Below are 26,091 nucleotides of genomic sequence, written 5' to 3' on the forward strand. Positions count from 1 at the left end.
TCAAGTTGATGATGTACAGTAACCCATAATGATATAACACGATAGAGCGATGAAAAAGAACACGAAAATGATGTTGACGGTTGCCGTGATGCTTGCGGCTGGAGGATCGGCTTACGCCACCGACTACAGCCGCTACTCCAACGATGAGCTGGCCCGAATGCGGGGAAGCATGCGCAATGCCTCACAGGAGGAACGCTCCGATTACCGCAGCGAGTGGCAGAAAAGAACGGGAGGTATAGGAAAGGACTCCCGCAGGTGCCGACCCGCAGTGGCTATGAAAGAAGCTCTCGGTCTGAACGACACACAGCAGAAAAAGCTACAGGAGCTGCAAAAAAAACAGTTTGTGGCGGCTTCAGGAGAGAGGACTCAGCTCAGTTCCCTGCAGCAGGAAATCAGGAATGAATCATTGAAGAAAAATCCGGACAACCGCAGGATCGCCATGCTTTCGAAAAAAATCGGCGATACCCATGCCAAACTGGCTATCAAGCGCAGTTCACATCTCCGGGAGATGGCCTCCCTGCTGACTCCTGATCAGATGGAAAAAATGAAAACCCTCATGCAGAACAGGCCGGGGGGAAAACATGGGAGCATGAGGCTCTGACAGCTTGCGGCAACCTGCCGAGGTGATGAAAACTCCTTTTTTATCACCTCGGCAGGATAATAACTCATATATACCATCAACCAACACCGGCGGCTGCCGTATGGACTCTTAAGTAATTATGGATTTTCTTACATCTAAACGCTTCATTACCACAACACTTGCGATACTTGTTGTGCTCAATGTTACGCTGCTCGGCTTTCTGTGGTGGCAGAATTCCCATAAATCCGGACTCGGTCCGGTTAAAATAACCCGTCAGTACAGCAGGCATATCTACTTCACAGGGCCGCTTTCGCTCACGGAGGAGCAGAGCCTCAGGTTCAGGGAGATCCGGAAAAAACATTTCAGAAAGGTAACTCCCGATATTCAGGCTATCGCTGGACTTAAAAAAGAGCTGATCAGGGAATCGGTAACGGAAAAACCCGATATGGAGAAAATCACCGCCCTTGCAGAATCGATCGGCACAAAGCAGGCTGTAATAGAAAAAGAACTGGCCCTGCATTTCCACGAACTGGCGCTGGTTTGTACCCCTGAGCAACGTGATTCCCTCCGGAAAGTACTGGAGCACATTGCGACACGTAAAATAAAAGTTCGAAAGGACCGGTTTCCGGCTCCAACAGGTGAGGTAAGGGAAATAAACATCATCCAGGAAGAACGGTAGAGGGCCCCCCCCCCTGTCCCCTGGAAAAGAAACCGTTCCGCAATCAGCCCCTGCCGTTGAAGCATCGGATGACACGCTTCAGGGTACCCTCTTCGGGTAAAGTTTGCGAATCAGAAGTACGCACTCCTCGCGAAACAGCAGCGCTGCTGTTCCTGCATAGGCAAAGAGCAGAACAACTCGCGATACAACACTCCATACCCTGTCAATGCGCATGGCGAACTGCTCCTGAAGCAGGACAGAGAAAATTCCGACCACAAGCAGCAGCAGGAGTTTTGTCCATTCATAGCGATTCCGGAAAACTTTCAGTGAATAATACGCCATCACCAGGCACATCACAACGGTTCCGGCAACAATGGCATAAGCCGCTCCGTCCATCCCCCCGAGAGGGATCAGCAGCCAGCACCCGAGGGCTGTTACCGCTGCACCGGCAAAGGTTACAACCGGAAGATACCGGGTGTTGCCGGTCACAAGTATTCCTGAAGACAGGTTTGTTGAAACCATGTCGAACACATAGCTGAGAAATATCCAGGGAAGTACTGAAAGACCTATCCAGTATTTCGGCGGCAGAATGTAAAAACTCCCCCAGTAGTGATGCCTGACAAGATCCGGCACGAAAAAGGTAGCCGCAAGCGCCGCAAACATCGTAATCAGCGTTGAAATACTCATCACATAGCTGAACAGCCTTTTTGCGTCGGGATCATTGGAATGCTGAAGAAAAAACGGCTGCCACGCAAACCGGAAAACCTGGATCACCAGCTGCAAAATAATACCAAAAGCGGCAACGCGCCCATAAATGCCGACAATGTCCGACGCCATCAACCCTTTTCCGTAGATTCTGCCGATATCGGAAGAGGAGATTCTGATGAGCAGGTTGCGATCGATAAGGTGAATCAGCAAGCCTGCTATACCGGTAGGAACATACGGCAAGCCGATACGCAGCATTTCACGAAGATAGGCAAACGAAAAAAACGGCCTCAGGTCCCGGAAAAGTGGAAGCACGACTGCAAGGCTCACCAGCGAACCGATGATATTTGCAAAAAACGCGCCGGGGAGGCCCACGTCGAAGGTGATCAAAAGTACCAGAGCACTAAGCACCACGGCAACTACACCGATAATACGAGCCGCAGCAAACTGCAATGCCTTGCGTTTCAGACGAAGCTCTGCAAAGGGAATGACCAGCAGGGTATCGATCCAGAGAATGACTGCCGCATAGTTGATGAACTCCCCTTCTCTGGCGCTGAACCCTATAAAACCGGCGATATCTGCTGAAAAAAACACCATAACCGCCGCGAAAAGGGTAGAGGTAACAAGCAGGCTGAAAAAAGCGGTCGAAAAATAGCCTTTTGCGTCACCCGAGCGATGCAGGGTATCGGATGCAGATTTCAGGTAAGAGGTTTCCAGACCGTAGGAAAAGAGAACGTTGGCAATTGCAATATTGGCATATACCAGGGTCTGGATACCGTTATCGAATGTGGAAAGCCTGTTGGCGTAAAGCGGAACAAGCAGATAGTTGAGGCTGCGGGCTATAATGGTGCTGGAACCGTAGATCACGGTATCCTTGGCAAGCAGCTTTAACTTATCGAACATGAAACTGCAGGGTATGACTTACTTGACATCGTTACCGGCCGCTCCATAACTCCCGTTTCTCTGCTCCTCAGCCTTTCTTCTCTGAACCTCTTCCTGATCGATCTGAAAACGGCCATCTTTCTGCACAACGGGAATCTTGGCAATGACCTCCCTGAGATGACGCTGAGCCTCGGCCTGCTGCTGTTTAAGTTTATCAAGCTCCTCTCCTCTGAGACCGACAGGATTGTCCTTGTCGATAAGCGTATCCTTCAGCGATTCGATTTCCATGTTCTGCTCTTTCTTCATGTACCCGACAAACCGGGACAGCAGAAACAGAAGCACAAAGAAAAAAACCAGCGAAAAGATAAAAAGGCCAACCCAGCTCATAACCAAGGTATTAAACGTGGATAAAGATGCCAACAACGTTACAGGTACATCGATACATTGTCGCAAGCGACTCGATATCTTGTCTGACGAAACCGAGAAACCGGAGTGTACATCGAGGTACATGAGAATTTCAAGCACCGCCCGATGAGGCAATCAGGACGCTGAACAAATCAATAGCGGCGCCATATTCCTCTGCCACATAATTTAGCTGATAATACGTACTATAAAAATACTATTATTCGTTGATTTCAAACAGGAACCGTTCGACCAGCCGATACCCATGGACAGTAACAATGAATTACGAATACTGACCGCCAGCGGAAAAGCCATTCTCCGGCAGGAAGCTGAGGCCGTGCGACAGATGGCAGAAAGGCTCGATGACGCTTTTGCCAGAGCGGTAAGTGTCATGCACTCATGCAGTGGAAAAATCATCATTTCCGGTATGGGCAAATCGGGAATCATCGGGCAGAAAATAGCTGCCACCATGGCTTCGACCGGAACAACCGCGCTGTTCATGCATCCGGCGGATGCGGCTCACGGCGATCTCGGCATTGTTTCCGAAGGCGATGTCGTCATCTGCCTTTCGAAAAGCGGCACAACCGAAGAACTCAATTTCATCGTGCCCGCCCTGCAGCGGATTGGTGTAGCCATTATCGCCATGACCGGCAACCCGCGATCATATCTGGCCCGGCATGCCGATATCGTACTCGACACCGGTATCGAACAGGAAGCATGTCCTTTCGACCTTGCACCAACAACTTCGACAACGGCCATGCTGGCCATGGGAGACGCCCTTGCCGTCACCCTCATGCAGGAAAAACGGTTCACTCACCGTGATTTTGCCCTGACCCACCCCAAGGGGGCACTGGGCAGGCGTCTGATCATGAAAGCTTCCGACATCATGGCAACGGGCGAGGCCGTTCCGGTCGTCGGGGAGGAGGTGGTTCTGGGCAAACTCATTCTTGAAATGACCTCAAAACGCTTCGGAGTAAGCGCTATCGTTGACTCCGAAGGGAGGCTTTCCGGCATCTTCACCGACGGCGACCTGAGAAGGATTATCCAGAAAGGAGGCGATTTTCTCCAGCTTCCGGCAAACTCCGTCATGACCGGAAACCCGAAAAGCGTCACACCCGACACCCTTGCAAAGGAGTGTCTCGACATTCTTGAAACATACCGGATCACCCAGCTCATGGTATGCGACCGGAGCGACCGTCCCGTCGGCATCGTGCATATCCACGATCTGGTATCGCTGGGATTGTAGAAACAGAAAAGGCGCACTTGCGATGCACCTTTTCTGTTTCTGCCTTTAAACCTGTCGTTAAAGGATTACTTTCCGAGGGCTTTCATCATGGCTTCACCGATATCCCCCGGGTTGTCCACCACGTGGATACCAGCAGCTTCCATGGCGCGGATTTTATCTTCTGCCGTTCCTTTTCCGCCGGATACGATAGCGCCGGCATGGCCCATCCTGCGGCCCGGAGGCGCCGTCCTGCCGGCAATAAAGCCAACCACAGGCTTTTTGAAATACTTTTTAATGTACTCTGCCGCTTCCTCCTCGGCACTGCCGCCGATTTCGCCGATCATAACCAGCCCTTCGGTCTCGTCGTCCTTTGCAAACATCTTGACGGCATCGATAAACCGTGTACCGATGATGGGATCGCCGCCGATACCGATGCAGGTGGACTGACCGAGCCCGACAGCAGTCAGCTGATGAACCGCTTCATAGGTCAGGGTTCCGCTGCGCGAAACCACTCCGATTGAACCTTTCTTGTGAATGAAACCGGGCATGATACCGATTTTGGCTTCTCCAGGAGTGATCACACCAGGACAGTTCGGCCCGACAAGCACAGCGCCTTTTTCCTGCACGAAAGCGTACGCCCTCATCATGTCGTTGACCGGCACGCCCTCGGTAATGCAGATAATAACCTTCAGGCCGGCATCGGCGGCTTCCATGACGGCATCGCCGGCAAAAGGAGCCGGAACGAAAATAACCGATGTGTTGGCTTCGGTTTTTTCAACAGCCTCCTTGACGGTATTGAACACGGGAACAGGACGACAGAAACGATCTTTCTCGTTACCATTGTATAACAAGCCGCCTTTGCCCGGAGTTACGCCGGCAACAACATTGGTTCCGTATTCGAGGATCTGGGAGGTATGAAAGGTACCTTCCCCACCGGTTATCCCCTGCACGAGCAGACGAGTATCCTTATTGACTAAAACACTCATGGCACTGGTAGAATTTAAGAGTTATGAAACAACTGCAGAGGAACACTGCCTGCGCTGCATATGCCGGGCAATACCCATCAGCTTTCCTTCCTCGAAGAAATCGCAAATAAGATGCATCCCTACCGGAAGTTTCCGGCTGTCAAGGCCGACCGGAACACTGACGGCCGGCATCCCGACGATACTGGCCGGCACGGTGAACACATCGGCAAGATACATTTCAAGCGGATCGGCCATTTTCTCTCCGATACCGAACGGCGGAAACGGAGAGGTCGGACCGGCTATGACGTCCACCTTCTCGAGCGCTTCACGATACCTGTCCTGAAAAACACGCCTCACCTGCTGCGCTTTCTTGTAGTAGGTATCGTAATATCCGGCAGAAAGCACGTAGGTACCGAGCATGATACGACGCTTCACCTCTTTGCCGAACCCTTCGGTCCTCGAGTTCACGTACATCGCCTGCACATCGGCTGATTCAGTTGAGCGGTATCCGTAGCGGGCACCATCGAACCTGGCAAGGTTGGATGAGGCTTCCGCAGTAACCAGAATATAGTATGCGGCGATGGCATAATCGCTTTCCGGAAGGGTAATGTCAACGAGTTCCGCACCTCGTTCCTGCAACTCGTTGAGCTTTGCCCTGACAATTTCCGAAACTTCCGGGTTGAGGCTTTCATGAAAATACTCTTTCGGTACACCTATTTTCAATCCCTCAATTTGCACATCCGCCATTGCGGCATCATAATCGGGCACCTCATGAGAGGAAGACGTAGCGTCATGCCTGTCCTTTCCGGCCATGACCCCGAGCACCAGCGCAGCATCGTCGCAGTTACGGGCAAGCACGCCGATCTGGTCGAAAGACGAGGCGAAAGCCACGAGACCGTAACGGGAAATCCTGCCATAGGTAGGCTTCAGACCAACAATATCGCAGAATCCTGCAGGCTGACGTACCGATCCTCCCGTATCGGAGCCAAGCGCCACCAGCGCAAGACCCGCTGCAACTGCCGCCGCCGAACCCCCTGAACTGCCGCCGGGCACCCTGGTTTTATCGAACGGATTTGGCACGGCACCGAATGCGGAATTTTCGTTGGAGCTGCCCATGGCAAACTCGTCCATATTGGTCTTGCCGAGAAAAACAGCGTCCTCGGCCTCCAGCCGCTTGACTGCCGTAGCATCATAAACGCTTTCATAATTTTCGAGAATCCTCGATGCACAGGTAAGTCCAGCCCCTTTCATGGAAATATTATCCTTGATAGCCATCGGCATCCCGAAAAGACGACCCGGTGTCCCTCCGTTGCGAAGCTTTCCGTCAAGCTCACTCGCTCTCCGGAGGGCTTTTTCATGAAAAACCGTTATATAGGTATTATCATCACGATGCCGGTCTATACGTTCGAGATAACCGGCCACAACCTCCTTGCAGGTTATCGAGCGCGCGATCAGCGCTGTGCGCAGATCCTGGTAACTACTGAATTGCACGTCTGTTCTGAATTATTTTAATAGAAGGATAACACAAGCAGGGACAAGCAACCGCCCCTCACTGGTCATGAAACATCGCCACGCGGAGTCATCCTCTCCATGTAAGGTTTGTATAATAAGAAATAACTGCATATTATTCAATTTGAAGTGTTTTCAAATTACCGAAGGCTGACCGCAGGATATTACCGCAGAGATAACTGCCATCACGGAGCTGCAACAAGAGGAAATACCACCATATGGCCCGAATAGCAACGATTGATCTCTCATCAGCCTTCAAGCCGCACTGGTTTTCATCGCACGTAGACCCCGGCGATGCGAAAGCACAGGAAGAGCTTAAGGCAACCTGCGATCTTCCCCGCCATATCGCTGTCATCATGGACGGCAACGGCCGGTGGGCACGTCAGAAAGGAAAAACAAGAATCGAAGGACACGCAGCAGGCGTCGACTCCGTCAGGGACTTGGTCGAAGCCTGCACGCAGCTCGGTGTGGGATATCTGACCCTGTTTACCTTTTCCACTGAAAACTGGAAAAGACCGGAAAAAGAGGTGTCCGCCCTCATGCAGCTGCTCATCAGGGTACTGCGCAAGGAGTCGAGAGAACTCCATGACAACAATATCCGGCTGAACGTAATCGGCAACATGGGTATGCTGCCCGAAAATGTTCGCCACGTCCTTAGGGAAACCATGGAGCTCACCAAAAACAACAGCCGCCTGGTGCTGAGTATCGCCCTCAGTTACAGCGGGAAATGGGATATCCTGCATGCCTGCCGCTCCATTGCCTTCGATGTAAAAACCGGAAAACTCGATCCCGGGATAATTGATGAACAGCTTTTCGAATCGTACCTCTCGACGGTCACGATTCCCGACCCTGAACTCCTCATCCGCACCAGCGGAGAGTTCAGAATCAGCAATTTCATGCTCTGGCAGAGCGCCTATACCGAAATCTATTTCACCAATACTTACTGGCCCGATTTCCGCAGGGCCCAGCTCTATGATGCCATCAGGGATTTTCAGAGCAGGGAACGGCGCTTCGGCCAGACAAGCGAACAGATCAAGACAAAACAAACAGCTAACAAGTAAGATTTAACCCTGACCGATACGAAAGTTCCATGAAAAAAATGCGCAAACTGATAGCCTTGGTACTTGTTGCTCTCGCTCTCGACGCAGCAGGCACTCCTGTTGAAGCAAAAACACGAACGGCACCAAAAGCCCCGGCAACGCAGCAGCAGAAAAATACCGCAGTCAAAAAAAATCTCTATACCGTTTCCGCAATCTCCTTCAGCGGCATTGAAACGATCAATGCCGGCGAACTTGCGGCAAGCCTTCCGGTCAAAATCAACGACCGGATAGCCGTCCCCGGTCCCGAGCTCTCCGGAGCCCTTCAATACCTCTGGCAGCTCCAGATGTTCTCCGATATCAGCGTTGAAAAAACCGAACAGACAGATCGGTCGATCGCCCTGAAATTCATTGTCCGGGAACTGCCACAGCTTGAATCGGTTGCATTTGAAGGGAACGATAAATTCGACGCCGAGGAGCTGCAGCGAACTGCAGACCTTCGTACCGGCAAAAGAGTAAGCGAACAGGACCTGCTCACCGCAGTCAATAAAATCGAAAAGCTTTATGCCGGCAAAGGATACCTGACGGCCGGCGCCGAATACCGGCTGCAGGAAAGCAGCCCGAACAAGGTTAAGGCGCTCATCACCGTCCGGGAAGGCAGCAAGGTCGCTATCGAAAAAATCCGCTTTCACGGCAACAACGCTTTCAGCCAGGGAAAGCTAAGGGGTGTCTTCAAGGAAACCTCCCAGAACTCCTGGTGGAGAAAGATATTCGGTGCACCAAAACTTGACAAGGACAAGTTCGACGAAGACAAAAACCTGCTGGTCGATTTCTACAGGGAAAACGGCTACCGCGATGCAAGGGTACTCAGCGACTCCATATCCTACACCCCCGACAACAAAGGCCTCTATCTCGACATCTACCTTGAAGAGGGCCCGGTTTACTCTATCGGCAACGTTGCATTTACCGGCAACACCAAGGAATTCGCCACTACCGATATTCTCGAAAAAACGTTCCGGGTCAAAAGCGGCGACAGGTACAACGCAAAACTCATCCAGGAGCGCCTGAATTTCTCTCAGGACAACGCCGACGTCAGTTCACTCTACCTTGACCGCGGCTACCTCGGATTCCGTGCCAAGCTCGAGGAACAGGTTACGGAACCGGGCAAGGTTGACCTCATGATCTATATTCGTGAAGGCGAGCAGTTCCAGCTGAATGCTGTCAACATCAAAGGCAATACCAAAACCAAAGACCACGTCATCCGCCGCGAACTCTACACCGTTCCGGGAGACATGTTCAGCCGGAAAAACGTCGTCAGAAGCATCAGGGAAATCAACATGCTCGGCTATTTCGATCCGGAATCGCTCAAACCGGATATCCAGCCGAACGAAGAAAACAATACCGTCGACATCACCTACGGCGTTACCGAAAAACAGAGCGATACCTTCAACGCTTCGGTCGGCTACAGCGGTTCCAGCGGGTTTACCGGAGCGCTCGGCGTCACGTTCAACAACTTCTCGCTCCAGGATCTCTTCAATCCCGAAGCCTACCGTCCGCTGCCTCACGGAGATGGCCAGAAGCTCTCCCTGCAGTGGCAGTTCGGCAACGACAACTACAGCACCCTCGGCCTCTCGTTCACAGAGCCCTGGGCTTTCGGGGGTCCGACAACCGTAGGTTTTTCGGTGTTCAAAACACACCGTACCTACAATTTCTCGGATGATGACAGCGAAGAGAACGAAAAAACCATCGACCAGTACGGAGCGACCCTCTCGGTCGGACGCAGACTGACATGGCCGGACGATTATTTCGCAATCAACTGGAAGCTGAAATATCTCCACAGCGAAGGCGGGTTCGTCAGCTTTATCGAAGATGAAGGCGAAGCTCCCGACGAAGCCGACGAGTTTTCCATCACGCAGACCATTTCGAGAAACAGCATCGACAGCCCAATCTATCCCCGCAGGGGCAGCAAGAACGTGCTGACCGCACAGCTTGCAGGAGGACCGCTGCCGGGGTCGATCAATTTCTACAAGTTCACCCTGAACTCGAGCTGGTTCTTCCCGCTCACCAGCAAGCTCGTGCTCAACCTCTCGACGCAGCACGGTTATCTGTCGACATTCGACAAGGATGACTACCTTCCCTACACCGACTACTTCTACATGGGCGGCAGCGGCATGTCATCCCTCCCGACCATACCACTCAGAGGTTACGACGACCGCAGCCTCGGCGACAGCGAACCGCTCGACGAGAATTCAGACCTCTACGGCGGTACGGTTTACTCGAAATTCGGCACCGAATTGCGCTACCCGCTCACGCTTTCGCCCTCGGTAAGCATCTACGCGCTGGCTTTTGCCGAAGCGGGCAACGTCTGGAAAGATATGGATGCGGTCAACTACAGCGACCTGAAAAAATCCGCGGGTCTCGGCCTGAGGCTCTACCTGCCGATAATCGGACTGATCGGCCTCGACTACGGCTACGGATTCGACAAGGTCCCGGGCGACGACGAGACGGGGTGGAAGTTCATGTTCACGTTCGGCTCGATGGCGGAGTAATACGCAATAAGGACGAACATGCAAAATCTTTGACATATACAGAAATTAGTGTATCTTTGAGATATATAGAGTCGCTCTTTGCAGCGTAATTTCTATTTGTTTTTTTCTATCTCTTATTTCCTATGAACAAAACCCTATGGAGGAAACAATGAAAAAAAATCTCTCACTTTTAGCTGCATTTCTGGTTGTCGGCTTCTGCGCAGCACCAGCTTCAGCAGCTGACCACTATATCAGTGGTATGGCTGGCATCTCCTGGATGAATGAAGTTGATTTTGAAGATAATGACAGCTCTGTTGACTTCAGCTACGAAGCTGATATGTCATCAGGTTTGGCTCTGCTCGGTGCTGTGGGTTGTGACTACGGTGATTACCGTCTTGAGGCTGAAATAGGCTACCAGAAAAATGACACAAGTGCTTTAACCGTGAATGGTCTGCCCTTTATTCCTGATATGAAAGGAGATGGTTCAGTTCTTTCACTTATGGCAAATGCCGCTTACGACATCGATCTTGGCGGTGGAGTTGAGTTTTATCCGACCGTCGGTATCGGTATTGCCCAGGTGTCGTTTAATGATTTCCAAATTGCCGCATTACCACAAGACTACAACTTTAACGAAACCACCCTTGCATACCAGATTGGTGCCGGTTTAGCTGTACCGATTGGCAGCGGAGTGATGATCGATGCACGTTATCGCTACTTTGCCACCACCGATTTCACTGTGCCTGCAACTGGCCTTATCGTTGATGGTTATGAAGCAAGTGTTTCGAGCCACAGCGCACTGCTCGGCCTGAGAGTCGGATTCTAAGATTCACCGGAATCAACAGAAACAAAAAAGACCGCCTCACCATTTGACTGGTGAGGCGGTCTTTTTATTTTGGCGCTCTGGTCTATGGAGCCAAAGCCATCCCCTCTCGAGAGATTCTCTTTTCAGTCCTCCTCCCCGTCATCGAAATCGCCATGGATGCCTGTCTTTGTCAGAGTTGACCGGAACTGCGGCGTCCACCCCTTGCAGGTGAGCGCCGGGAAAAAGGAACTCCAGCACAACAGGAACCGACGATTTTCGAGCAGAAACGAGGACCCAAAACGGGTGATCCGATCGACGATCCAGCCGAAGCCGGCTCACAGTGCCGAAATCCGATATCGTTGACCGGAACTCGCCCCATCAATGCGAACCTGCCGGCAAAACCATCTGAAACCGAAAGGCTACCGGATCTACCCTGAAGCGAGTGCGGCGACTGATGCTCAAGCCCTGCCCTTTGCCGGTATAACGACAAACCGGAATACGAGGGATGCCTACATCGGTACCATCAGAGAGTATCCTGATATTCGTATCAGCATGGAGGGAAGAGACAGAGTTTTTGACAACGTGTTCGCCGAAAGGTTCCGGAGCAGCCTCAAGCATGAGGGTCTGTATCTGAAAGGCTACTCATGAGGAGCTGAATGCATCAGGTATTGCAGGAGTATTTCCGGTTTTACGACACTGAGGGTATCTGTGGCCCCTCTTCATGCGTATTGTTGGCCGGAACTTGCATGAAAGCCGTCAGACAATACCTTTCAGGCGGGATATTTCGTCACGCAGCCGGGCAGCTTCTTCATAATTTTCGCGGTTAATGGCATCTTCGAGACGCAACTGGAGCTCTTCGAGTTTTGCTGCCGGTGATTTAGGCTCTGCGTGTGTGGCTTCAAGCTCCGGAGACGACATGGCCTCTCCCTCTTCACTCTCCTCTCCCTCCTCCTTCTGTTCCTCCCTTATACCGGCTTCGTCCATTATCTCCTCTGTTACAAAGACCGGGGCGTTGAAACGTACTGCTATGGCGATGGCATCACTGGGCCGGGCATCGATTTCATGAACTTCGCCCCCAAGCTCGCAGACAACCTTGGCATAGAAGGTTTCGTTGTGCAATTCATCGATGATTATTTCATTGACATGGAGGCTGAACGCATCGGAGATATTCTTGAAAAGGTCGTGGGTAAAGGGCCTGGGTGGTTTGATATTTTCAAGCTTGAGCGCTATTGCCTGGGCTTCGAAGCCGCCGATGATGATCGGAAGTTTGCGCTTTCCCTCGATTTCATAGAGAATAAGGGCATATGCTCCGTTGGTATGGGGGCTTGTAGAAAGACCGAGTATATCTACCTGAAGTTTACGCATTGTTTATCGTCATTAAAGCACCTCTGGTTGATTTTGTTTCATCCTGTTGGGATTCCTTTCCCTTTCTGCCGGAAAGCCTTCACGGCCTTGCATTCATGACGCTCACGACAGGTAATAGAGGTGCCCATTATTGCCGGGTGCATAAAGGAATCCGTGACTTGCTATAACAGCAAATTACGGTTAATCATTTCTTCCGCAAAACATCCCTGATGGCATCTGTCAGCCTGGGAAGAACCTCCCGGACATCACCCACAATACCATAATCTGCCACGTCGAAGACCGGCGCATAGGGGTCGCTGTTGATGGCTACAATGGTGCGGGCCGAGGCGAGTCCGGCAAGATGCTGAACGGCACCGGAAATGCCACAGGCAATATAGAGCTCCGGTGCTACCGACTTGCCGGTCTGACCGATCTGCTCGCTGTGCGGACGCCATCCTTCATCGACAGCCGAACGGCTTGCCCCGACACAGGCGCCAAGCAAATTCGCCAGCTCCTCAAGCATCGAGAACCGGGAGGCATCGCCCATACCACGACCTCCGGCAACGATAATTCCGGCTTCGGAAATATCCTCTGGTGAACCGCTCGCACTAATGGTACGGATAAGCGGCTCTGCATCCTGGAGAGGGCCAAGCGATTCCTGAAAAACAACATACCGGGGACGCTCCATGGAACGGAAGGGGGAGCTGCGATGCTCACGACCCTGCAGAAAGATCCGGATTGCTGCTTCAGGACGATAAGCCGCCAGCACCGAACCTGAATGGATGTACCTCCGGCAGACCTTTTCAGGCAGAGAGCCGGAAGTGCATCCGGCAAGCAACGAAGCCGGAAGAGCCGCTGCAAGAGCGGGGGCAAGCATTTTTCCTGCGGTGGTCGCAGCCATGACGACTGCGGTACACCCTTCTTTGCGGACAAATTCCGAAAGCATCCGGCACAAAACCGTTCCGGGCGAAACGGCCGGGCTGCCCGAAAGAGCATGATAGACTGTTCCGCTCCCTTGAAGCACGTCGAGCGCTCCGGGGCTGATAGCTCCGGCAACAAATCCTGTGATCCGGTCTCCCGAAGAGAGCTGCTCCTGGACCCTGTGCCAGACGTCGGCGGAAACTCCGGCGACAAGGCCGTTTCTCGGTTCCAGAAAAACCAGATAGTGCGCCATCAGCCTTCTCCCGAAATTTGTCGTATGTGGCCATCGCTATCGAGCATCGCCGCAAGTTCTTCCGGTGTGGCCGCATACCGGCACCTTCTCTTTTTCGATACCGGCTCCACACCTTCGAGACAGACCAGCGGAGGGGGAGGCTCTGAGGCCTGCAGAATTTCAAGAGGCTTTTTGCGGGCCTCCATAACCTGCCTGATGCCGGTTTTCCGGGGCGTGTTCAACCCCTTTTCAGCGCTGATCACAAGGGGTGGGCGGGCGACGAGAAGTTCCGTGCCGCCTTCGGTCTCCCTCTCCAGTTCAAGGCGCTCCCCATCCGCTCCGAGCGCCGATACCGGGCCGATAAAGGCCAGGTCGAGCATGACGGCAAGCATGGCGGGAACGCTCGCATTCTGATAATCAAGGGACTCCCTGCCACAAAGCACAAGATCGGGAAGCGCCTTTCCATAGAGATTGCGGACGGCTTCGGCAAGAACCCAGGCAGTCTGGAACGGATCCTGCAATGGTGATGAGCGCACCTCGAAAGCCCTGTCCGCGCCCATGGCAAGAGCCTTCTGCAGGAGATCTTTTCCCGATTCAGGAGAGGCTGCAAGAGCGCTAACCGTCGAACCGGGAAACTGCTTCCTGAGCAGAAGGGCTTCCTCGAGTGCAAATTCATCGTAAGGATTCATGACCCAGGTGACCCTCGTCATATCGAGCGCCCCATCGATAACGGCAACTGCCGAAGCTGAATCCGGAACCTGACAGATGCAGACTGCGATGTTCATATCGTTGATAACTGCCACTTAACAAAAAAGCCGCATAACAGCGGCTTTTACGTAAAATATGTGCCCGAGAGGAGATTCGAACTCCTACACCTTTCGGCGCTACCCCCTCAAGATAGTGTGTCTACCAATTTCACCACTCGGGCATCGATTCAAAAAAGAACGTTCTGTAGAGTGAGAATAGAAGGACTCGAACCTTCGACCCTCTGCTTAAAAGGCAGATGCTCTACCGACTGAGCTATATTCTCGACCTGAAACAACAGTACGGATCAACAATCCGGAACTTACTTGTTCTGGTAGCGCAGGCGCTTCTTATGCCTGTTCTTCCGGCGCATCTTTTTGCGCTTGTGTACCGCCATTTTATGGCGTTTTCTTTTTTTTCCGCAGGGCATGTAGTAAAATTCCTCTTGTTTTAAAGGCTGATAATATAGGATTAATTTTTAAATCTGCAAACACCTGTTCTTTTTTCTCCTCTCTTCAGGCGTTCATGTATTTGAAAAACTCCCGGTTATCCTTCGTATCGCTCATTTTCTCACGCATGAACTCCATACATTCGATCGGGTTCTTGTCGGCAAGATATTTTCTCAGCAGCCAGGTCCTCGACAGCTCCTCCTGGCTGAAAAGCAGCTCCTCTTTCCGGGTGCCGGAGCGGAGAATATCGATGGCCGGGAAAATACGGCGCTCGGAAAGCCGACGGTCAAGCACCAGCTCCATGTTGCCGGTTCCCTTGAACTCCTCGAAAATGACATCATCCATGCGCGAACCGGTATCGACAAGCGCCGTGGCGATGATGGTGAGGCTCCCGCCCTCCTCGATATTACGCGCTGCTCCGAAAAAGCGCTTCGGTTTGGTAAGCGCATTGGCGTCGATACCGCCGGAAAGAATTTTTCCGGAGTGCGGAATGATGGTATTGTGCGCCCGAGCGAGTCTGGTTATGGAGTCGAGCAGAATCACCACATCCCGCCCCACTTCAACAAGCCTTTTGGCTTTTTCCAGCACCATATCGGCAACCTGTACGTGGCGCTCAGGATCCTCGTCGAAGGTGGAGCTGACCACCTCAGCCTCGACACTGCGTGCCATGTCGGTCACCTCTTCAGGGCGTTCATCGATCAGGAGCACAATCAGATAGACTTCCGGATGGTTTTTGATGATAGCATTGGCAATCATCTGCAGAAGCATGGTTTTACCGGTTTTCGGCTGAGCGACGATCAAACCTCGCTGCCCTTTGCCGATCGGGGTAAAGATATCCATGATCCTTCCGCAGTATTCCGTCTGCCGGGTTTCGAGCTTCAGCCGATCATGGGGAAAAAGCGGAGTGAGATTCTCAAAAAACGGACGTTCTCTGGTGATTTCCGGATCGGCGCCGTCAATGGTGTTGATTTTCAGCAAGGCAAAAAAGCGCTCCCCTTCTTTCGGGGCCCGCACCTGACCCGAAACTGTATCACCGGTGCGCATGTTGAAGCGCTTGATCTGGGAGGGAGACACATAAATATCGTCGGGGGATGAGAGGTAATTGTAATTGGCAGAGCGCAGAAAACCGTACCCCTCGGGAATAACCTGCAGAACGCCGGTATTGACCATCACCTGGGAGCTTTCAGGATCGGTGGTTTTCTGCGACTGTGCCTCTATGATCTTGAATATCAGCTCTTCTTTCCGTAATCCGGCCGCAGATACCCCGAGTTCTTTTGCAAGAGCATTCAACTCATAAACTTTCTTTTTCTGGAGTACATTGATGTCCAGACCCTTGGAAACCGAATTGTTCGACATGGTATTGGTAATTGTATTCAAATCATGGTGGTTAAAAAAGCAGCGGAATATCGCCGGAGAAGCGGAACGCTTCAGGCGAAAAAGAAACGGCAAAAAGCATTGGCGCCGGATGAGAGCTTTCCCGGTAAACCCCTGGTATTCGACATAAAATGAAATCTATAAAAGGAAGAATACAGAGGAATACGGACTGAAAGTGAAATAAGGGATGTAAATGGGATTTATCAAAAGGGACATTCCCGATGGATACACGAAGATTTCTTGTAGTTAGCATAAATATATAATTTTTTTCCGATAAAAAAGTACCGGGACAATATGCAGGCAGAACCCTACTGCTGCTGAAGCGCTTTTCGGCGGAGAATTTCTCCGGCGAGAAAAAAAGATCCGGTGACAAGAATCATGTCGCAGGAATCCGCCCCCCTGAGCAGATGCTCGAACCCTTCGAGAGGAGTATCGAAAACAAGCGGATCGACCCCCTCGCTCTTCAGGAGAACTGCGAGCTCCGAAGCCGGGATGCTCCGTTCAGACGGAATCGTAACCGATGCAAAACCGGCATCGAGCGGAACGAGATGACGGATCACCGTAGAGGCATCCTTGTCGGATGCCAGACCGATCAGCACATGCATGGCACGGTAGCGATGCCTGAATAGGGAAATTGCCGCAGCCGTCTCCCTCATGCCGTCTGCGTTGTGAGAGACATCGAGAAACACGTCGGGCATGGAACCGATCTTCTCCAGCCTTGCCCGATAACCGGTTTTCAGCAGGTTCCGAAGTCCCCGGCGCACAGCATCCTCCGCGATACCCGCGGCTTCGGCTACCATGACGGCAAGTGAGAGATTGGAAGCATGAAAAGCACCGGTCAGGGGAACTTGCAGTGCCCGGTAATGAACTGCTGCTGTCGAAAGTGAAAATTCCAGCAATCCCGGTTCGACACCCTCAACCCTAAGAACGGCATCATTTCCAAGTCTGAAAAGCGGAACCTGGTTCAGTTCGGCGGCACGGACTATTTCGCTGAGTGCTTCTGAATCGGTAACTGCGGTAAAAACCCGTGAATTCACATTGATTATGGCGGCTTTTTCCCTGGCGATCATGGCAGGCGTAGTACCGAGCCACGCTGTATGATCGAGGCCGATAGCGGTAATAACCGCATAATCTGACATCACGACATTGGTGGCGTCAAGTCTGCCTCCCATACCGGTTTCAATAATTGTTACCTCAACCTGCTCATCGGCAAACCATGCAAACGCAAGCGCTGTTGTAGCTTCAAAAAATGTTGCCTGAAGCTCTATAACCCTATCCTTCATGGCTGAACAGTATGCCGCCACACTCCCTGCAGAGATCGGAACCCCGTCGATACGCATCCGTTCGGTAAAATCGACAAGATGCGGCGAGGTGTACAAGGCAGTCTTTTTTCCGGCAGCCTGAAAAATCGCAGCAAGCGCCGATGCGGTGGTACCTTTGCCGTTGGTACCGGCAATATGGACAATGGTACCAAGCCGCTTGTGCGGCATGCCGAATATTTCGAGGAGAGATGCTGCCCGCTCCAGACCCGGCTTCATGCCGAACCGATGAAGCGGGTAGAGAAAATCAAGGGTCTCCTGGTAATTCAACGTACGCTGCAGCTAACTGTTATGAATGGAAACAAGTGCGGATTTCAGCACATCTTCGACACTGAGAGCGGGATTAGCCTCAAGAATGCCCGTTACCGCTTTCTGTACCGCAGGCCTGGGAAAGCCGAGGGTCAAAAGGGCCGCGACGGCATCATCCCTGACACTTTCACTCTGGCGAAAACCTGAGCCGGTTATCGTATCGGAACCCGGCGACAGTTTCAGAATCCGGTCCCTCAGTTCGAGAATGATCCTTGCCGCTGTTTTTTTCCCGACGCCGCTGATACCGTAAAGCTTTTCGGGCGAATTGGCCATGATGGCTTCATGCACATCATGAACCTGCATTCCTGAGAGTACCGCGAGAGCGAGCTTCGGGCCCACTCCGGTTGTCAAAATAAGCAGACGGAAAAGCTGACGCTCGGCCTCGCTTGAAAAACCGTAAAGCAGCATGGCATCCTCCCGGACGGAAAGATGTGAAAACAGCAGTACCTCTTCACCCGGCAGAGGAAGCTGACGATAGGTAAATGTGGAAATGAGCAGTCGGTACCCTACGCCGGATACATCGACAACCGCTTCTTCCGGCAGTGCTGAAACCAGCCTGCCACGGAAATATGCAAACATGAATGGAGTATCTGTACCCTTCGGATCTCTGCTGAAGGTACAGCGAAGACCCGAAGAATATCGTAACAATGAAAACCGGTTTGGTACCGGATAACAGGAACGTCGGGTTTACTCAGCGTTTCCGTAACTGTTGAAAAGCCTGGTCAGCTGTGCTTTCTTACGGGAAGCTTTATTGGCGTGAATGTAGCGCTTGACGCCCAGACGGTCGAGCTTCTGGACAGCCGAACGATAGGCGGTCTCAACTTCGCTCTTGTCTGCACGGGAATCGATCAGCTTCTGCATGTTCTTCAGAAGCACTTTCAGTTCCTTTTTTCTTGCCCTGTTCCTGGCGTTTCTTCTCTCTGACTGACGGAGTCTTTTCTCAGCCGATTTGTGTAGAGGCATAAACGGATGCTGTTATAGTATTGGTCTGTTATATATTCAATAACAAAAGGCATGCAATATACAAGAATAAGAGAAAAATCAAAAACAAAAAACATTACACACCCTCCCCACGCCAGGAGGCCAGTCACCGGAAACTGCAAGGTGCATGAAGAAACCCGTTAACGGAAGCGGGCGGAAATGAATGGCGGGTTTTTGTTATATTGCTTCAGCTTTTTGACATTTCGAGAGCAGTCCATACACTCTTGTCAACGATAACAATCCGACCGATATGAGCCTGATGATAAGCGTTTCCGGTATCAGAGGAGTGGTCGGCGAAAGCCTCACTCCAAAAAATCTTACAGCATTCACCTCGGCTTTTGCCACATGGATACAACGTTCAAAAAAGATGCGCAATCCTGAAGACGGCAACGCGAGGCCGCGTATCGTCATCGGAAGGGACACCCGTCCAACAGGAAAACAGATCGCCGGACTTGTCAGCAACGTACTGGCCCTTGGAGGCTGCGATGTCATCGATATCGGCATAGCGACAACGCCTACGGTCGAAATGGCAACAGCCGCCGAAAATGCGGACGGGGGTCTGATTATCACCGCTTCGCACAATCCCGTGGAATGGAACGCCCTTAAAATGCTGAACCATCAGGGAGAGTTCCTCTCTGCCGAAGAGGTGGAGAGCCTGCTGACCATTTTCGCCGAAGAGGCCTTTCCCTCAGCGCCGTGGAACGGCATCGGAAACGTCAGCTTCAGCGAAGGCTATGACAGGCATCACATCGACACCATTCTGGAGATGCCGTTCATCGATCCGGTAGCCATCTCCGGAGAAAACTATCGGGTGCTCGTCGATTGCGTGGAAGGTGCTGGTTACTCTATCGTACCGGAACTCTGCCGGAGACTGGGCATCGGCAACCTCACCCTCACAGCCTGCGGAGGTACAGGGCTCTTCCCTAGAAACCCGGAACCAGTGGAAGAGAACCTTGTCGGAACCATCGACCTCATGCGCCGTTCCGGATGCGATTTCGGCCTGATCGTAGATCCCGATGTCGACCGCCTTGCCGTAATCTGTGAAGACGGCTCGCTTTTCGGCGAGGAGTACAGTCTGGTGGCGTGTGCCGATTTCTACCTCGGCATCAACAGGGGGCCTGTTGTCAACAATCTTTCAAGCAGCCGGGCACTGGCCGACATCGCCCTGCGGCATGGGGTACCGTGCTACAGCGCCAAGGTAGGCGAGGCAAATGTCACGGCAATGATGAAAGAAATGGGTGCCACTATAGGGGGCGAAGGCAACGGGGGCATCATCCTGCCGGAGCTGCATTACGGACGGGATGCCCTTGCCGGCATCGCACTCTTCGTGCAGGCATTTACCGGCTGGCGCAAAAAAAACCGGGGAGGCGGACTCCGGGAGTACAGGCGGCAGTTTCCGGAATATGCCATGGCAAAAGAAAAAATACGGCTCGGTTCACTCGACGCTGAAACGCTCGACACCATGTTTCGTGAAATCGCCGCCGAGTACCCTGAAGCCACAATCAGCCGGCTTGACGGCCTGAAACTCGATTTCAGGAAGAGCTGGGCGCATCTGCGCCCTTCGAATACCGAGCCGATCGTGAGAATTTATACCGAAGCTCCGACAAAGAAAGAAGCCGAAATGCTTGCCACAGAAATGATGGGACGTATCGAAAAAAAAAGTATCGCTCCGGGCAGCATCTCGTGAACCTCTTTTTACTACTTGATAATTCCATATGAGTAATGCCGCAGGAGCAGCAAAAAGCTTCAGGCCGCAGCAGGATGAAACGCTGAAAAAAAACCGGAAGGGGTCAATCGACCGATATATCGTCACAAAACTTCTGGCATACATCAAACCCTACAAAAGCCTCATTGCCGCAGCGGTATTCATCACTCTCGGCGGATCGGTCTTCGGGCCGATCCGGCCTTATCTCACCAAGATCGCCATCGACGACAACATTGCAGGAAAAGACCTTAACGGACTTGCCCTGACAAGCATGCTGCTCGCCCTGGTAATTCTGCTCGACGGACTGAAACAGTACGGAGCTACCTGGATCACGCAGATCATCGGACAGAAGGCCGTTTTCGCCATCAGGATGGATGTCTTCCGGCATCTGCAGAAGCTGCCCGCCCGGTTTTATGACCGGAACCCAATAGGAAGACTCATCACGAGAATCACCAATGATGTCGAATCGCTCAATGAAATGCTATCGAGCGGGATCATCTCCATTCTCGGTGATTTCGCCCAGCTGCTCTTTATCGTCGTGATCATGTTCTGGCTTGACTGGCAGCTCACCCTTCTGGTACTTGCAATCCTGCCACTGATGCTCTACGCAACCCTTGCGTTCAAAAACAGGGTACGTTCGGCATTCATGGACGTACGCACCCATCTGGCACGGCTGAATACCTTTTTTCAGGAACATATAGCCGGCATGAACGTTGTGCAGCTTTTCGGCCGCGAGGAAAGCGCCTTTGCCGCTTATGCAGCCATCAATGCCGATCACCGCGACGCCAACATACGTACCGTGTTCTATTTCTCGCTCTACTACCCGATCATCGAACTGCTCAGTTCGATTGCCGCCGGACTGGTTATCTGGTACAGCGGGGTAAGACTGCTGAAAGCCGATCTCACCATCGGAGTGGTCATTTCATTCGTACAGTATATCTGGCTTTTTTTCCGGCCGCTGCAGCACCTTTCCGACAAATTCAACATCATGCAGACCGCAGTCACCAGTTCCGACCGCATCTTCAGGCTGCTGGAGGAACCGGTGGAAAACCGGATGAACGAAGAAAAACCCGCACCGCTGTCGTTCAGCAAGTCCATCGTGTTCCGGAATGTCTGGTTTGCCTATGACGATGAGAACTGGGTGCTCAAGGATCTTTCGATGGAGATCCGGCATGGCGAAAAAATAGCCATTGTCGGCGCCACCGGGAGTGGAAAAACAACCATTATCAATATTCTTTCCGGCCTCTACCCTTACCGCCGGGGCTCGGTTCAGCTCGATGGAGTCGAACTGAACACCATCGCGGGCAGCTCGCTTCGCAGACTCGTCGGGGTAGTCATGCAGGATGTGCTCCTTTTCTCAGGAACGCTCAGGGAAAATCTCGCATTCGGCAATCCCGGCATCAGCGACCACCAGATTACCGAAGCCGCCCGGATCGTCGGAGCTGACCGCTTTATCAGCCAGCTTCCGGGAGGCTATCTGTACAAAGTCAGGGAAAACGGCACAGGACTGTCCACAGGACAAAAACAGCTGATTGCCTTTGTACGTGCACTGCTCTACAATCCCCGGATTCTCGTGCTCGATGAAGCCACCAGTTCCGTCGATACAGAAACCGAACAGCTTATCGAGTCGGCCACTGCCGAACTCATGCAGGGAAGAACATCGATCATGATCGCCCACCGACTCTCGACCATCCAGAAAGCAGACCGGATCATCGTGCTGCACAAGGGCCTGATCAGGGAAACCGGCTCGCATCAGGAACTGCTCGCCATGAGGGGCCTCTACTACAAGCTCTATCTCTTGCAGCATCCCGAAGGAAAACTGGGGCTGTGAAAAGCTGCAAATCGTCGCGAGAGCATCAAGAGCAAGGCGGACGGAGCGCAGGAACCGGAGTGTACAAAAGGTACATGAGGATTCCGGGCACCGCCCAACGCAGCAATTGAGGCTCGAAGCAGATATGCAGCTGTTCACTACAGGCTGCTGTCACGCAACACCTGCACCGGCTCGAGTTTGGCGGCTTTTGCCGAAGGCAGGATCGCCGAAAGGGTGCTGATGAGAACGGTCACCCCGATTACATAGACGAAATAGAGCGGGTTCTGGGACATGCTGAATCCCGTTTTCGTCAGGGGCCCCTGTGAATTTTCCACCGGGATGCTGGCAAACAGGTTAATGGAGCCTATCGCAAGCACGCCTCCGGCAAGAGCTCCGGCGAGACCTACCATGAAACCTTCGAGAATGAACATGCCTACCAGCTGCAAGGCGGAAAAACCAAAAGATTTCATGATGGCAATATCACGACTTTTTTCGAAGACCGTTGTTACCAGGATGTTGGCCACTCCGAAGCCGGAAACCACCCCTACGAAGGCCACCAGCGAAAACACGATATAGCCGATCCGGGTAAAAAGCGACAGGACACTTGCGTTCTGCTCCTGCCATGTGACCGCACGGTAACCGGTCACCTTTTCCATCTCGAGGGCAAGCAGCCTGTTTTCGAAGGGATCCCTTACTTTGAGCGAAATACCGGTAACCTTGTTGGTGGGCAGCCCCTCGATGATCTGACCGAGCTTCAGCGAGCTCACTACGCTGTTGTCTACGGCGTTGACTCCGGTAAAAAAAATACCGGCAACCTTGCACTGCCTGCTCTGGCCCGAGGCCGGAATGATGATGATCTCATCATTCAGCTTGAGTTTCATGTCACGGGCTATGGTCCTCCCGACAAGCAGGGCATTGGCTGTTTTTTTGAACGCGCCGAGATCGCCGCTCTGCAGTTTACTGCCAATACCGCTGATCTCGTTCTCTTTTTCGATGTCCACTCCTTTAAGGAGAAGCGGCTCGTTGCGGTTCCCCTTGACCGCCATCACCTGCGATTCGACATACGGAGATATGGCAACCAGCTCCCTCCTGTAGAGCGGCGAATTGAAAACCTCCTGCATCTGCCGGTAGTTCTGCACCTCTTCGCGCTCCTGTTTTTTGATATTGTCTTCAACCATGGCAACCGAAGATCCACCCGGTGCGTCGAGAATGGCAACCGGCACCGGGTTCAGTTTTTCGCCTTTAATGGTGATATGGGGCGCCACATTAACGATGGTATCCACAAACGAGTCCAACAGTCCCCTGGTAAGGGAGATCGTGGTAATGAGCACCATGGTGCTGACCGCTACACCGGCAATTGTGGTGAGTGTCTGTCTGCGTCGACCGGAAAGGTGGCGAAGAGCAATGTCAAAGAGCGTTTTGAGCATGACGGAGAGCCATTGAGCGGCTAAAAAGTTGGGATATTTTTATTAAGTTCTATTTTTTAACTCGGGTACACGAAATCCTGAAGGCAACAGATACAGTGCGTTATGAGTGACGAACTTTCCAATATAACAATTGAACGGAAGCATAACCATGTGGAGCTATGCCTGCATGATGATGTCTGTTTCGACCGGAAAACCTCGGGCTTCGAACAATTCGAATTTCGTCACAACGCCCTTCCGGAAATACGTTTTTCCGATATCGATCTTTCCACAGCCTTTCTTGGCCACCGGATTGGCGCTCCGCTCATGATTTCATCCATGACCGGAGGCTTTGACGAGGCCGTGACGCTCAACCGCCGATTTGCCGAAGCCGCCGAACATTTCAGGATTCCGCTCGGCATCGGCAGCATGCGCCAGGCTCTTGAAAACAGCTCCCAGAGGGAAAGCTTTTCGGTTGTCAGAAAATATGCTCCGTCCGTTCCGGTTTTCGCCAATATCGGAGCGCCTGAAGTGGCCAAGGGATTGAGTGCTGCCGATATTCATACCCTGCTTGAGCTGATCGGGGCCGACGCCCTGATTGTGCATCTCAATGCCGCCCAGGAGATGTTCCAGCCGGAGGGAGATACCGATTTCCGCCATGTGCTCGACGAACTTGTCCGACTGACGGCATCACTCCCGGTACCGGTTATTGTAAAGGAGGTCGGCTGCGGCATATCGGGAGAGTGTGCACGGAAACTGCTGGACACCGGCGTAAGGGTTATCGACGTGGCGGGTGCCGGCGGCATCAGCTGGCAGAAGGTCGAAGAGTGCCGGTACCTGCGCCGGACCGGCAGGGAAAACCGGTTCAGTCCCGAAGCTCTCGGAGAACTGCTTAACTGGGGCATTCCCACTACCCGGTGCATTATCGAGGTTGCCGGGCTCAGAAAGCTGCCCGCATATGAACACGCCTCCATTATCGCTTCCGGAGGCATCGGAAGTGGAATGGATATCGCCAAGGCCCTCGCTCTTGGCGCAAACATAGCTGCATCAGCCGGGCGTCTGCTCAAGGCCCTGCACGAGAAAAGACTTGAAGAAACTATTGAAAACTGGCTCAACGATCTCAGGGCCGTCATGTTTCTGACCGGAACAGTCTCTCCGGAACAGCTCAAGAAAAAGCATCTAATCTATAAACATCGACCGATTCTGTAATGACTATCACCCTCACTCAGGCACTTGTCGAAGAGAAATACCGCCGCTATCACCAGCGCATCAACGAGGCTCTTTCCGGATGCTTCAGTGCGGAAAGTCCGGTAACGCTCTATGCCCCGGCCCGATACATCCTTGAGGGAAAAGGCAAGCGTATCAGGCCGTTCCTTACCCTGCTGGCTGCGGAAGCCGTCTGTGGCTCACCCGAAGATGCCCTCAATGCAGCCCTTGCCGTGGAAATCCTGCATAACTTCACCCTCATGCATGACGATATCATGGACGAGGCTGACCTGAGACACGGAAGACCGACCGTACACAAGCATTGGAACACCAATGCCGCCATCCTTTCGGGCGACATGATGATAGCCTATGCCTATGATCTTGCGCTGAAGTCAAAAACAGAGCGACACCGGGAGCTGATTCATATCCTCAATCACGCCAATATTACGATTTGCGAAGGCCAGGCGCTCGACATGGAACTCGAGGAGAAAAAAAACGCTTCGATTGCCGACTATCTCGATATGATTGCAAAAAAAACCGGTCGTCTGATTTCAGCAGCCCTTGAAGCCGGTGGGGTTGCAGGAAACGCCACACAGGAACAGCTTCAGGCACTGGTGACCTTTGGGGAAAAAATCGGGAGGGCATTCCAGATCCAGGACGATTATCTCGATATCATGGCCGGTGACGGCAAGTCGGGCAAAATTCCAGGTGGAGATGTGATCAAAGGCAAAAAAACCTATCTGCTGCTTCGTTCGATCGAGCTCACATCAGGCGACGATCACCAGCTTCTTGTTTCGATCATCGACAACAACGGAATAGGCGCGGAGCGGGTCAACGAAGTGAGGGAAATTTTCGAACGGTGCGGAGTGCTCGATGAAACCCGTGAACTGATCAAACGAGAAACGGAGGATGCTCTGGCTGCTATCAAACCGCTTCCGTTTGCCGAAGGACGGGAATACCTGAAAGGGTTTGCCGGAATCCTCGTGAAGAGGGACTTCTGA

At 52.5% G+C, this 26,091-nt stretch carries 23 protein-coding genes and 2 tRNA genes; 11 read left to right on the forward strand and 14 right to left on the reverse strand.

The annotated features are described in order from the left end of the window. Positions 1 to 49 precede the first annotated feature (49 nt). Positions 50 to 601 (forward strand): periplasmic heavy metal sensor, encoded by a 552-nt coding sequence (locus K9G39_RS03070; RefSeq protein ID WP_292003461.1) that lies wholly within the window; start codon positions 50 to 52, stop codon positions 599 to 601. A gap of 118 nt (positions 602 to 719) precedes the next feature. Then, positions 720 to 1,259, forward strand: a complete 540-nt coding sequence (locus tag K9G39_RS03075; protein WP_292003462.1) for a periplasmic heavy metal sensor — start codon at positions 720 to 722, stop codon at positions 1,257 to 1,259. Between the two features lie 78 nt (positions 1,260 to 1,337). Here K9G39_RS03075 and K9G39_RS03080 read toward each other — a convergent pair whose 3' ends face one another. Beyond that, positions 1,338 to 2,846, reverse strand: coding sequence for an oligosaccharide flippase family protein (locus K9G39_RS03080; RefSeq protein ID WP_292003463.1), 1,509 nt, complete (start codon positions 2,844 to 2,846; stop codon positions 1,338 to 1,340). Between the two features lie 18 nt (positions 2,847 to 2,864). After that, complete coding sequence (locus K9G39_RS03085) at positions 2,865 to 3,212, reverse strand: hypothetical protein (RefSeq protein WP_292003464.1); 348 nt, start codon at positions 3,210 to 3,212, stop codon at positions 2,865 to 2,867. 280 nt (positions 3,213 to 3,492) lie between these two features. Here K9G39_RS03085 and K9G39_RS03090 point away from each other — a divergent pair, with 280 nt between their 5' ends. Then, positions 3,493 to 4,473 carry a KpsF/GutQ family sugar-phosphate isomerase gene (locus tag K9G39_RS03090; protein WP_292003465.1) on the forward strand — a complete coding sequence of 327 codons (981 nt, stop codon included), beginning with the start codon at positions 3,493 to 3,495 and terminating at the stop codon, positions 4,471 to 4,473. A gap of 65 nt (positions 4,474 to 4,538) precedes the next feature. Here K9G39_RS03090 and sucD read toward each other — a convergent pair whose 3' ends face one another. Then, on the reverse strand, positions 4,539 to 5,438 hold the full coding sequence (sucD, locus tag K9G39_RS03095; RefSeq protein WP_292003466.1) for a succinate--CoA ligase subunit alpha: 900 nt from the start codon (positions 5,436 to 5,438) through the stop codon (positions 4,539 to 4,541). A gap of 21 nt (positions 5,439 to 5,459) precedes the next feature. Beyond that, a complete protein-coding gene (gene gatA / locus K9G39_RS03100; protein ID WP_292003467.1) occupies positions 5,460 to 6,908 on the reverse strand; it encodes an Asp-tRNA(Asn)/Glu-tRNA(Gln) amidotransferase subunit GatA in 1,449 nt (482 codons plus the stop codon). 236 nt (positions 6,909 to 7,144) lie between these two features. Between gatA and K9G39_RS03105 the strand changes: the two genes are divergently transcribed. The 4 genes from K9G39_RS03105 (at position 7,145) to K9G39_RS03120 (ending at position 11,941) form a co-directional block, all read left to right on the forward strand. Continuing rightward, positions 7,145 to 7,987, forward strand: a complete 843-nt coding sequence (locus K9G39_RS03105; RefSeq protein ID WP_292003468.1) for an isoprenyl transferase — start codon at positions 7,145 to 7,147, stop codon at positions 7,985 to 7,987. 29 nt (positions 7,988 to 8,016) lie between these two features. Further along, on the forward strand, positions 8,017 to 10,512 hold the full coding sequence (bamA, locus tag K9G39_RS03110) for an outer membrane protein assembly factor BamA (RefSeq protein ID WP_292003469.1): 2,496 nt from the start codon (positions 8,017 to 8,019) through the stop codon (positions 10,510 to 10,512). 136 nt (positions 10,513 to 10,648) lie between these two features. Further along, positions 10,649 to 11,314, forward strand: coding sequence for an outer membrane beta-barrel protein (locus K9G39_RS03115; protein ID WP_292003470.1), 666 nt, complete (start codon positions 10,649 to 10,651; stop codon positions 11,312 to 11,314). A gap of 360 nt (positions 11,315 to 11,674) precedes the next feature. Beyond that, positions 11,675 to 11,941: a hypothetical protein gene (locus K9G39_RS03120; RefSeq protein WP_292003514.1), complete on the forward strand. Its 267-nt coding sequence runs from the start codon at positions 11,675 to 11,677 to the stop codon at positions 11,939 to 11,941. 108 nt (positions 11,942 to 12,049) lie between these two features. Here K9G39_RS03120 and K9G39_RS03125 read toward each other — a convergent pair whose 3' ends face one another. The 9 genes from K9G39_RS03125 to rpsT form a co-directional block, all read right to left on the reverse strand. After that, positions 12,050 to 12,658, reverse strand: coding sequence for a bifunctional nuclease family protein (locus K9G39_RS03125; protein WP_292003471.1), 609 nt, complete (start codon positions 12,656 to 12,658; stop codon positions 12,050 to 12,052). 184 nt (positions 12,659 to 12,842) lie between these two features. Continuing rightward, the gene (locus K9G39_RS03130; RefSeq protein ID WP_292003472.1) at positions 12,843 to 13,811 is read right to left on the reverse strand and encodes an electron transfer flavoprotein subunit alpha/FixB family protein; all 969 of its coding nucleotides are present in this window, start codon (positions 13,809 to 13,811) and stop codon (positions 12,843 to 12,845) included. Further along, positions 13,811 to 14,575, reverse strand: a complete 765-nt coding sequence (locus K9G39_RS03135; RefSeq protein WP_292003473.1) for an electron transfer flavoprotein subunit beta/FixA family protein — start codon at positions 14,573 to 14,575, stop codon at positions 13,811 to 13,813. The genes K9G39_RS03130 and K9G39_RS03135 overlap by 1 nt, the downstream gene beginning before the upstream one ends. Positions 14,576 to 14,636: 61 nt before the next feature. Beyond that, a tRNA-Leu gene (locus K9G39_RS03140) sits at positions 14,637 to 14,718 on the reverse strand. A gap of 29 nt (positions 14,719 to 14,747) precedes the next feature. Further along, positions 14,748 to 14,820 (reverse strand) — tRNA-Lys (locus K9G39_RS03145). A 229-nt stretch (positions 14,821 to 15,049) separates the two neighbouring features. Next, entirely contained in the window at positions 15,050 to 16,339 is a 1,290-nt protein-coding gene (gene rho, locus K9G39_RS03150; protein ID WP_363319356.1) for a transcription termination factor Rho, read from the reverse strand. Positions 16,340 to 16,665: 326 nt separating this feature from the next. Next, positions 16,666 to 17,946 carry a folylpolyglutamate synthase/dihydrofolate synthase family protein gene (locus K9G39_RS03155; RefSeq protein ID WP_292003474.1) on the reverse strand — a complete coding sequence of 427 codons (1,281 nt, stop codon included), beginning with the start codon at positions 17,944 to 17,946 and terminating at the stop codon, positions 16,666 to 16,668. A 12-nt stretch (positions 17,947 to 17,958) separates the two neighbouring features. Continuing rightward, entirely contained in the window at positions 17,959 to 18,564 is a 606-nt protein-coding gene (ruvA, locus tag K9G39_RS03160) for a Holliday junction branch migration protein RuvA (protein WP_292003475.1), read from the reverse strand. A gap of 108 nt (positions 18,565 to 18,672) precedes the next feature. After that, positions 18,673 to 18,948, reverse strand: coding sequence for a 30S ribosomal protein S20 (rpsT, locus tag K9G39_RS03165; protein ID WP_292003476.1), 276 nt, complete (start codon positions 18,946 to 18,948; stop codon positions 18,673 to 18,675). A gap of 268 nt (positions 18,949 to 19,216) precedes the next feature. Between rpsT and glmM the strand changes: the two genes are divergently transcribed. Together glmM and K9G39_RS03175 are read left to right on the forward strand one after the other, a co-directional pair. Further along, complete coding sequence (gene glmM, locus K9G39_RS03170) at positions 19,217 to 20,653, forward strand: phosphoglucosamine mutase (protein ID WP_292003477.1); 1,437 nt, start codon at positions 19,217 to 19,219, stop codon at positions 20,651 to 20,653. A gap of 28 nt (positions 20,654 to 20,681) precedes the next feature. Further along, a complete protein-coding gene (locus K9G39_RS03175; protein ID WP_292003478.1) occupies positions 20,682 to 22,502 on the forward strand; it encodes an ABC transporter ATP-binding protein in 1,821 nt (606 codons plus the stop codon). A 137-nt stretch (positions 22,503 to 22,639) separates the two neighbouring features. On the opposite strand, the gene K9G39_RS03180 is transcribed toward K9G39_RS03175, so the two are convergent. After that, on the reverse strand, positions 22,640 to 23,908 hold the full coding sequence (locus K9G39_RS03180) for an FtsX-like permease family protein (RefSeq protein ID WP_292003479.1): 1,269 nt from the start codon (positions 23,906 to 23,908) through the stop codon (positions 22,640 to 22,642). Between the two features lie 102 nt (positions 23,909 to 24,010). Here K9G39_RS03180 and fni point away from each other — a divergent pair, with 102 nt between their 5' ends. Next, the gene (gene fni / locus K9G39_RS03185; protein ID WP_292003480.1) at positions 24,011 to 25,093 is read left to right on the forward strand and encodes a type 2 isopentenyl-diphosphate Delta-isomerase; all 1,083 of its coding nucleotides are present in this window, start codon (positions 24,011 to 24,013) and stop codon (positions 25,091 to 25,093) included. Continuing rightward, on the forward strand, positions 25,093 to 26,091 hold the full coding sequence (locus K9G39_RS03190; protein WP_292003481.1) for a polyprenyl synthetase family protein: 999 nt from the start codon (positions 25,093 to 25,095) through the stop codon (positions 26,089 to 26,091). Before fni ends, K9G39_RS03190 begins: the two co-directional genes overlap by 1 nt.

Origin of the sequence: Chlorobium sp., from assembly GCF_021740465.1 — a bacterium.
Classification (GTDB): domain Bacteria; phylum Bacteroidota; class Chlorobiia; order Chlorobiales; family Chlorobiaceae; genus Chlorobium.